The organism is Tissierella praeacuta (assembly GCF_040396155.1).
Classification (GTDB): Bacteria; Bacillota; Clostridia; order Tissierellales; family Tissierellaceae; genus Tissierella; species Tissierella praeacuta_A.
On the sequence record NZ_JBEBOY010000041.1, the window covers coordinates 22,977 to 30,378 of the forward strand.

Consider the following 7,402-nt stretch of genomic DNA (forward strand, 5'->3'; position numbering starts at 1 on the left):
ATATCAATATTATATCATAGTATTTTCTCTTTTTAATATATTTATTAGAGAGGAATTAGAAGAAATGAATTCGATATTTTACTATAGTGTTGACAATATATACAATTATTGACAAACATATGGCATTATAATATTATATAATCCACTGGTGTTTTCAAGATATCAAGTAGGGTATTTTATTAGGATATAAAGTGGGTGTGAAAATTGACAGAGAAAAAAGAATTCTTATATATACAGTTATATAATAAGTTTAAGGAAAATATTGAAAATAATATATGGCTAGAAGGAATTCAATTACCATCAGAGTATGAGCTTATGGAGGAGTATAATGTAAGTAGAGATACCATTAGAAAATCATTGCAGAAATTAGCACAAGAGGGATATGTCCATAGGCAGGCAGGAAAAGGTACATTTGTAAATAATCCTAAGTCTAGATATAAACTTACTTCTTTAGAAAGTTTTTCAGAGCAGATGATATATATGGGGTTAGTACCATCTAGCAAAATATTAAATCTTAGTCTTGAAACACCTAATGGCAAGGTAAAAGACTATCTTGAAATAATAGATGATGAAAAGGTTTATAGGGTTGAACGATTAAGATTGGCTAATAATGAGCCTATGTGCTATGAAATATCTTATGTGTCTGAAAGGTTATGTCCTGATTTAGATAAACTAGTTTATAGTGATACTTCTTTATATAAAATTTATGAAGAACATTATAATTTGAAATTGGATTATGGAAATCTATATTTGGAAGCTGAAGGATGCCCTAAAGAATATAGCCATCATTTAAAAATAAAAAAAGATTCACCAATGTTGAAAATGAAATGTGTTGTATACACCGATAATAAGAAACCATTATATTTTGTTGAAAGCTATTACATAGGGGCAAAATATGTGTTTTTTGCAAGTATGCCGAGAGTATAAAAGGATTTTATGGAAGTATTCTAAAATAGTATTTTGGAATCTATATAAAAAAGACTGTGAACTAGCATCTATTTATATGCTAGTTCACAGTCTTTTTTATTTACTATTAGATAAATCTTTTAACTACATCTTGTACAGCCATTCTTGCTGCATCATCAATGGCAGTACCCACTACTAGAATATTAACTCCTGTATTTGAAAATGCTTTAAAATTACTTAGATTTATACCACCTTCTGCCAATGTAGGAACCTTTACTGATTCTACTAAAGCGTGGAGTCTTTCTTTAACAACTGGATGAATTTCCCCAGCATCCGCTCCTTCGTAGCTCATTCCAGTCATAAGCCCTATAAAGTCAACCCCTATACTTTCCATATCCTTAGCAACTTTAGCGACTTCTTCAGGAGTTCTAGCGGGTAATCCAAAAGTATGCAGGTCATCAGGATGTCCAATATATGCGTCTATAAGCAGTCCATATTTATGAGCTTTATTTACTACTTCTTCTAAATCCTTTAAACTAGATTTATGGATGTGAAGTCCATCAGCACCTGCTTTAGATAAGTCAATAAAGACTTCATCTGATATTTCTACTGGTACTAATTCATGGAAACCACCTGGTATTCCTACAGTTATAAATACATCTTGACCCACTACATTTCTTACACCTTCAGTAACTTTTATCATTTCAATAATTGGTAACTCATGACGTATTTGTTCTGCATCATGCATATTTGTAACACCTTTAAATCCTCTTGCCAAAGCTACTGCTGGATGATTAGGTTCTATTAATTTTACTCCTGAGTCAACTACTGCTTTTGCAAGTCTTGCATCATCTCCAGTTATTCCTGTACTTAATATTGTAGTTCCTCCATGTAATTTTATTGCATTTAAAACTTTGTTTAAACCTCTTTTTCTTTTACTTTCCATATCTGATGTAAACATATTATGCCTCCTTATTGATTTTTGATTTATTAATTTTATTAGCTATTACTGTAATTATAAAAGATGAAATTAATCCTACTAACATACTAACTAAGAATCCAAATGGGTTATTTGATAGTGCCGGCGCAGTAATGGAAGGTACATAGGCAGTACCATGAAGATTAAATAATCCTACTGATATACCTGATAATGCAGCTGATATTATTGCACCTACAAATACTAATTTATCTGAAAACATAAAAGGATATGCTGCTTCAACAAATGTACCAAATGCTATATTAATGAAAAATCCTGGTGCTGCAATAGCCGCTTCAGATTTTTGCTTTGGAAATAGAATATTGGCTAAAGTAATGCCTGCTGAAACCATTACTAATCCTGTCATATCAATAGCTCCTAAGAAACTTGCTCCAGTTGTTTCCATTTCTAATAAAACAATTGGCAGTATTGCTGCATGATATACTCCTCCTATTATTGCAGGCCAAATCAATAATCCAGCTACTCCACCAGCTAGAATTGGACTAAAGTTAACTGTGGCTTCAATTATTGATCGTATACCATTACCTAGCATTAGAGTAATTGGTGATATTAAGAAATAAACTATTAATCCAGCAATTAGCCCAGATAACCCTCCAGAAACTATATTAGCTGTTGTTCCTGGAAAATTCCAACTTAAAGCAAGTCTAATTAAATAGATAGCTAGGATACCCGCTAAGATACCACCTATTAGTCCTCCAATTAATCCGCCTTTAGAGGAAAGCATACCTGTAATTACACCGGCAACTATTCCAACTTCATCAAGCCCAGATACTTGTTTTGCTGCGATTGCAGCTACTATAACAGGTAGACCTTGGATTAAGATATTAAATATATCGCCTAGACTACTAAATGCCGGAATTTTGCTTAATGCAAGAACTAATGCCATTGCAATAAATCCAGGCAGTGCAGACATCATTATTCCCCTAAAACTAATTCTTTGGAATACATTATCATCTGTAGAATCTATACTACTTGAGGAACCTCCTATAGTTGGCTTGTATTTAATTCCCCAATATTTACTTAAAGATTGTACAGAAGCTACAGCTCTAGTTCTATTTGTTGTACCAGTAGTACCAGAAGTGGCGATAACATTGCCTCCTAAGGATTGGATAGTAGCCATAGATGTACCGCCAGTACCTACTATAGGAATTTTCTTATTTATTGCTGCTTTAATTGAATGTTTATTTGTATTCTGTGGATCAGAACTCATTAAAATTAGACCATCTATTTTTTCATCATTAATCTTTTTTGCTATGGCCATATCCTTTTCTTCTGACATAGTGTTAATTTCTGAAAGAGATTTTTCTTCAGAGGAAGCTATTTTATTTTGGGCAGAATCCCAAGTATATAGCCTAGTAGGTGTATCCTTATTTACATTGTCCATTGAAGCTTTAGCTCCAATAAATTGAATTTCTTTAATTTCAATACCTGCCGATTTACATTGTGTTTCAATTTCTCCAAGTAGTTTAAGAGGTTCCTTTCCTCCTAAATTATAAAGATTTCCTCCACTACTACCTAGAATGGCAATTTTTTTCATAATATTACCTCCTCTATAATTGTACGTACATTTATATTAATATAAATGTACGTACAATTCAATAGCTTTTTTGATAATTACAGAATATATTAGAAATTTAATACTTATATTATGAATAATCTCATAGTTCAATTAAACTTTCCAGATTTCCTTAAATGCTTAATAAAAATCCACTGGTATTTTAAAATACCAGTGGATTTTTATTAAGCATTTATAAGTATATTGTTAAGAGTTTCTACATTTTTGTTTATAATTTTAAGTAATTTAATCTGTTGGTCTTGGAGAGATAATATTTTCTCAAATGATTTTATTGCACCTTTAAAGTTTTTATTCTTTACTAATACTATATAATTTTTAGTTTCCTTAGCTATTTCACCTATAATATAATCGTTTTCCTTGATTTCCTTCTTTAAGGTATCAGTAGTTTTTCGTATTTCAGTATAGGTTTGCGCATCAATTTTTCTATCTTTATCTTTAATAATATCTGTCATTTCTAATCTAGTACTTGTTAAATTTTTCTGTAATTCAGCAGATAATTCATAAACTTCCTTTGTATTTAGAACAAGTTGTTTTTTACCATTATATTGTCTTTCTACGATATCTGCTATGTTTTTTACTATCTTGGAACTCCTTTCATAGAATGCATCTATTTTTTCTAGGGTTGAAGGAGTATCCTCTTGAAGTTCTAAGACCTCTTCAATGGCGTTCTCTAGTTCAGGATTATTGATGTCTTCTTTAATATTTGTTAGACTATCTGGTATTTTCTCCAATTCTTTGAGAACTTCGTTGACATCCTTGGGGATAATATCAGTTTCAGCATAGACAAACCCAGTGCTAAAACCTATTAATAATAAAGATAATGTTAATGCAGTAAAAATTTTTTTCATAACCTCCACCATCCTTTTATAATATTGTTTGTAACTAAAATAGGTTGTCTCATTTCTTATATACCCATTAATTTATAATTTAACAATATTTTTGATATTTATATAATTATTTCCAGGTGGTTATTATGAATAATATATTTTTTTAATTAATGAAAGCTCTTATATTGCTAAAGGTCTTGAGAGTTTCAATATAACTAGGTATTAGGTGTAAAAAAATACACAATAGATGATTTAACAGAGGAGATATTGTCTAATAACCAATCTAAGATTAAAAAACACTGAAAAGTAGTGAGGTAGACATTAATACAAAGGATAGTGAAGATATATTCTCTTGAAAAGACTTTTGTATATAACAACTATGATGGCAAAAATAATGCTGTAACAAAATAAAGAATTGTTACAGCATTATTATTCTTAATTAACTAAAGCCTCAACTACTTCTTCCATTGCTAAAGGTCTTGAGGCCTTTACTAAAACCAAGGCATTAGGTTTTACGACTTCCTTAACCTTTTTAATTAAGTCAGATTTACTATTAAAGGACAAGACTTTATTTTTATCAAATCTAGGTTTAGCAGTATCAGCAATATATTCTGCTAAGTCGCCAAAAGTAAATATATAATCAATTTCTTTAGGATTGATTTTTAAACCAATATCTTTATGCATATTTACTTCATTATCTCCTATACCTAACATATCACCGAGAACAGCAATCTTTTGACTGTATCCTGACATAGAATACATAGTATCTAATGCTGCTAAAACAGAAGATGGGTTGGATTTATAAGAATCGTTTAAAATAGTAAATCCATTTCCTTTTACTAATTCATTTCTCATTCCAGTCTTTTCCACATTTAAAAGACCTTCTTTAATATTTTCGAAAGAAATACCGAAATATTGAGCTACTGCTATGGCTGCTGTGGCATTAAGTACTTGATGCTCTCCTAACATAGGTAAAAAGAATTCAGGTGAAACTGGTTCCTTTAAAAAGAAAGAATCTCCAGTTTCATTTATAAAGATTACCTTAGGCTGATAATCATTAGATTTCTCAGTACCAAAGGTTTTAACTTCATAATCAGCAGCAACATTGTCCACTTCTTTTTTTAACATAGAATCGTCTCCATAATAAAGGAAGAGATTATGAGGTTTTAATCCTTTTAATATTTCTAGTTTCGCTTTTGCAATATTTTCCCTAGTTTTTAAACCCTCTAAATGTGCCTCGCCTATATTAGTAATTACAGCGGCATCAGGTTTAGCAATAGAAGTTAATAATTCAATTTGTCCAAAATTATCCATTCCCATTTCAAGAACTGCCATCTCTGTATCTTCATCCATAGACAAAATAGTAAGAGGCAATCCAATATAATTATTAAAATTACCTATGGTTTTATGGGTTTTATACTGGGTTTTTAAAAGACTTGCTAGGATGTCTTTAGTAGAAGTTTTTCCATTACTTCCTGTAATACCTATTACTTTTGTATTTAATTCTTCACGATAGGATTTTGCCAGTTGTTGAAGAGCTGCCGTTGTGTCATCAACGAATATAAAAGGGAAGTCACTATTTGGTATAGGCTCACTTTTATTCCATAAGCTTGCTACAGCACCTTTTCCCATGGCCATAGTAATAAAATCGTGTCCATTAAAATTTTCTCCTACTAGGGGTATAAACAATTGACCAGAACTTATACTTCTTGAATCTGTAGAAACACCTTTAATCATAATATCTTCATATTGGTTTTGTAATCCAGATCCACCACACATTTTTTGGACTTCTCTTAGACTTCTTGTTATCAAAATTTTCACCTCATATTTACTATAGCTTTTTTTTGTTCATATCTCTCTAGAGATAATTCAATTAACCTTTCAATTAACTGCTCATAAGTAGTGCCATCAGTAGCTCCCCATAAAACTGGAGTCATACTTACAGCTGTAAAACCAGGCATAGTATTTACTTCATTAACAAATATTTCATTTTCATCTGTAACAAATATATCTACTCTAGCAAGACCATGACAGCTTAATATCTTAAAAGCATTGATTGCAGTTTCTCTTACTTTGTCACTAATCTCTGGTTCTAATCTAGCTGGTATTACAGGTATCAATTTACCATCTATATATTTAGCATTATAGTCAAAAAAAGCTCTCTCCATAATAAATTCACCAGGTACAGAAACTTTTGGATAATCATTGCCTACTACAGAAATTTGCATTTCTCGAGCAACTAGCTCTTTTTCAATGATTATTTTATTATCAAAAACAAAAGCTTCTTTAAAAGATTTCTTTAGTTGTTCTCGGGTTTCAGCCTTGCTAATACCTACACTAGAGCCGCCATTAGATGGTTTTACATAACATGGGTAGCCAATTTCTTTTTCAACTGTTTCATAAGATTTTTCTTCATCTTCTTTCCAAGTATGTAGTTTAACAGCAATATAATCTACTTGAGGAATACCATATTTGGAAAATAAGTCTTTAGTAACGGATTTGTCCATTGCTATGGCAGAAGATAGAACTTCATTTCCTACATAGGGGATATCTAATAGTTCTAGAAATCCTTGTATAGTACCGTCTTCACCATTAGGACCATGAAGAGCTGGAAAAACTAGATTTTTTTCATTGTTTTTAAGGGTATTAGTTAGAAATTCTCCTATTGAAAGCGCTACTTCAGAAGAACTATTGCGTCTTAATTCATCTGGATTATTAACTTTTCCTTCTAATAGACCTAAACTGCACCAAGAACCTTCATTAGTGATATAAATTGGATAAACGTTATATTTCTCTCTATCTATAGCATTAATTATCGCTGAAGCACTTCTAAGTGATATATCATGTTCTACTGATTTTCCACCACACAATACGTAAATATTTGTTTTCATATCTTACCTCCTATTTTTAAACATCACTTTATTAATAGATTATATCACAATCTGCTTTTAAATAACTTAAAATTATCTTACAATTCTATTACAATAAATGTTAAACTATTAATTAATAAAGCAGTTAAGTTTACTATAATTGATATTAACTTTGGTGTTAGTATATAAGTATGGACACAAAAAGTTTAACACGATACAATAATTA

At 30.7% G+C, this 7,402-nt stretch carries 6 protein-coding genes; 1 reads left to right on the forward strand and 5 read right to left on the reverse strand.

Translation table 11 applies throughout. The annotated features are described in order from the left end of the window. Positions 1-204 precede the first annotated feature (204 nt). Positions 205-927 (forward strand): GntR family transcriptional regulator, encoded by a 723-nt coding sequence (locus ABWP20_RS15405; RefSeq protein ID WP_353096984.1) that lies wholly within the window; start codon positions 205-207, stop codon positions 925-927. A gap of 106 nt (positions 928-1,033) precedes the next feature. On the opposite strand, the gene ABWP20_RS15410 is transcribed toward ABWP20_RS15405, so the two are convergent. The 5 genes from ABWP20_RS15410 to ABWP20_RS15430 form a co-directional block, all read right to left on the reverse strand. Further along, on the reverse strand, positions 1,034-1,867 hold the full coding sequence (locus tag ABWP20_RS15410) for a beta/alpha barrel domain-containing protein (protein WP_353096985.1): 834 nt from the start codon (positions 1,865-1,867) through the stop codon (positions 1,034-1,036). A 1-nt stretch (position 1,868) separates the two neighbouring features. After that, positions 1,869-3,440, reverse strand: a complete 1,572-nt coding sequence (locus ABWP20_RS15415) for a hypothetical protein (RefSeq protein ID WP_353096986.1) — start codon at positions 3,438-3,440, stop codon at positions 1,869-1,871. Between the two features lie 203 nt (positions 3,441-3,643). Beyond that, entirely contained in the window at positions 3,644-4,327 is a 684-nt protein-coding gene (locus ABWP20_RS15420) for a hypothetical protein (RefSeq protein ID WP_353096987.1), read from the reverse strand. Between the two features lie 414 nt (positions 4,328-4,741). Then, positions 4,742-6,118, reverse strand: coding sequence for a UDP-N-acetylmuramoyl-tripeptide--D-alanyl-D-alanine ligase (locus ABWP20_RS15425; RefSeq protein WP_353096988.1), 1,377 nt, complete (start codon positions 6,116-6,118; stop codon positions 4,742-4,744). Positions 6,119-6,123: 5 nt separating this feature from the next. Further along, positions 6,124-7,197 (reverse strand): D-alanine--D-alanine ligase, encoded by a 1,074-nt coding sequence (locus ABWP20_RS15430; RefSeq protein ID WP_353096989.1) that lies wholly within the window; start codon positions 7,195-7,197, stop codon positions 6,124-6,126. Positions 7,198-7,402 lie beyond the last annotated feature (205 nt).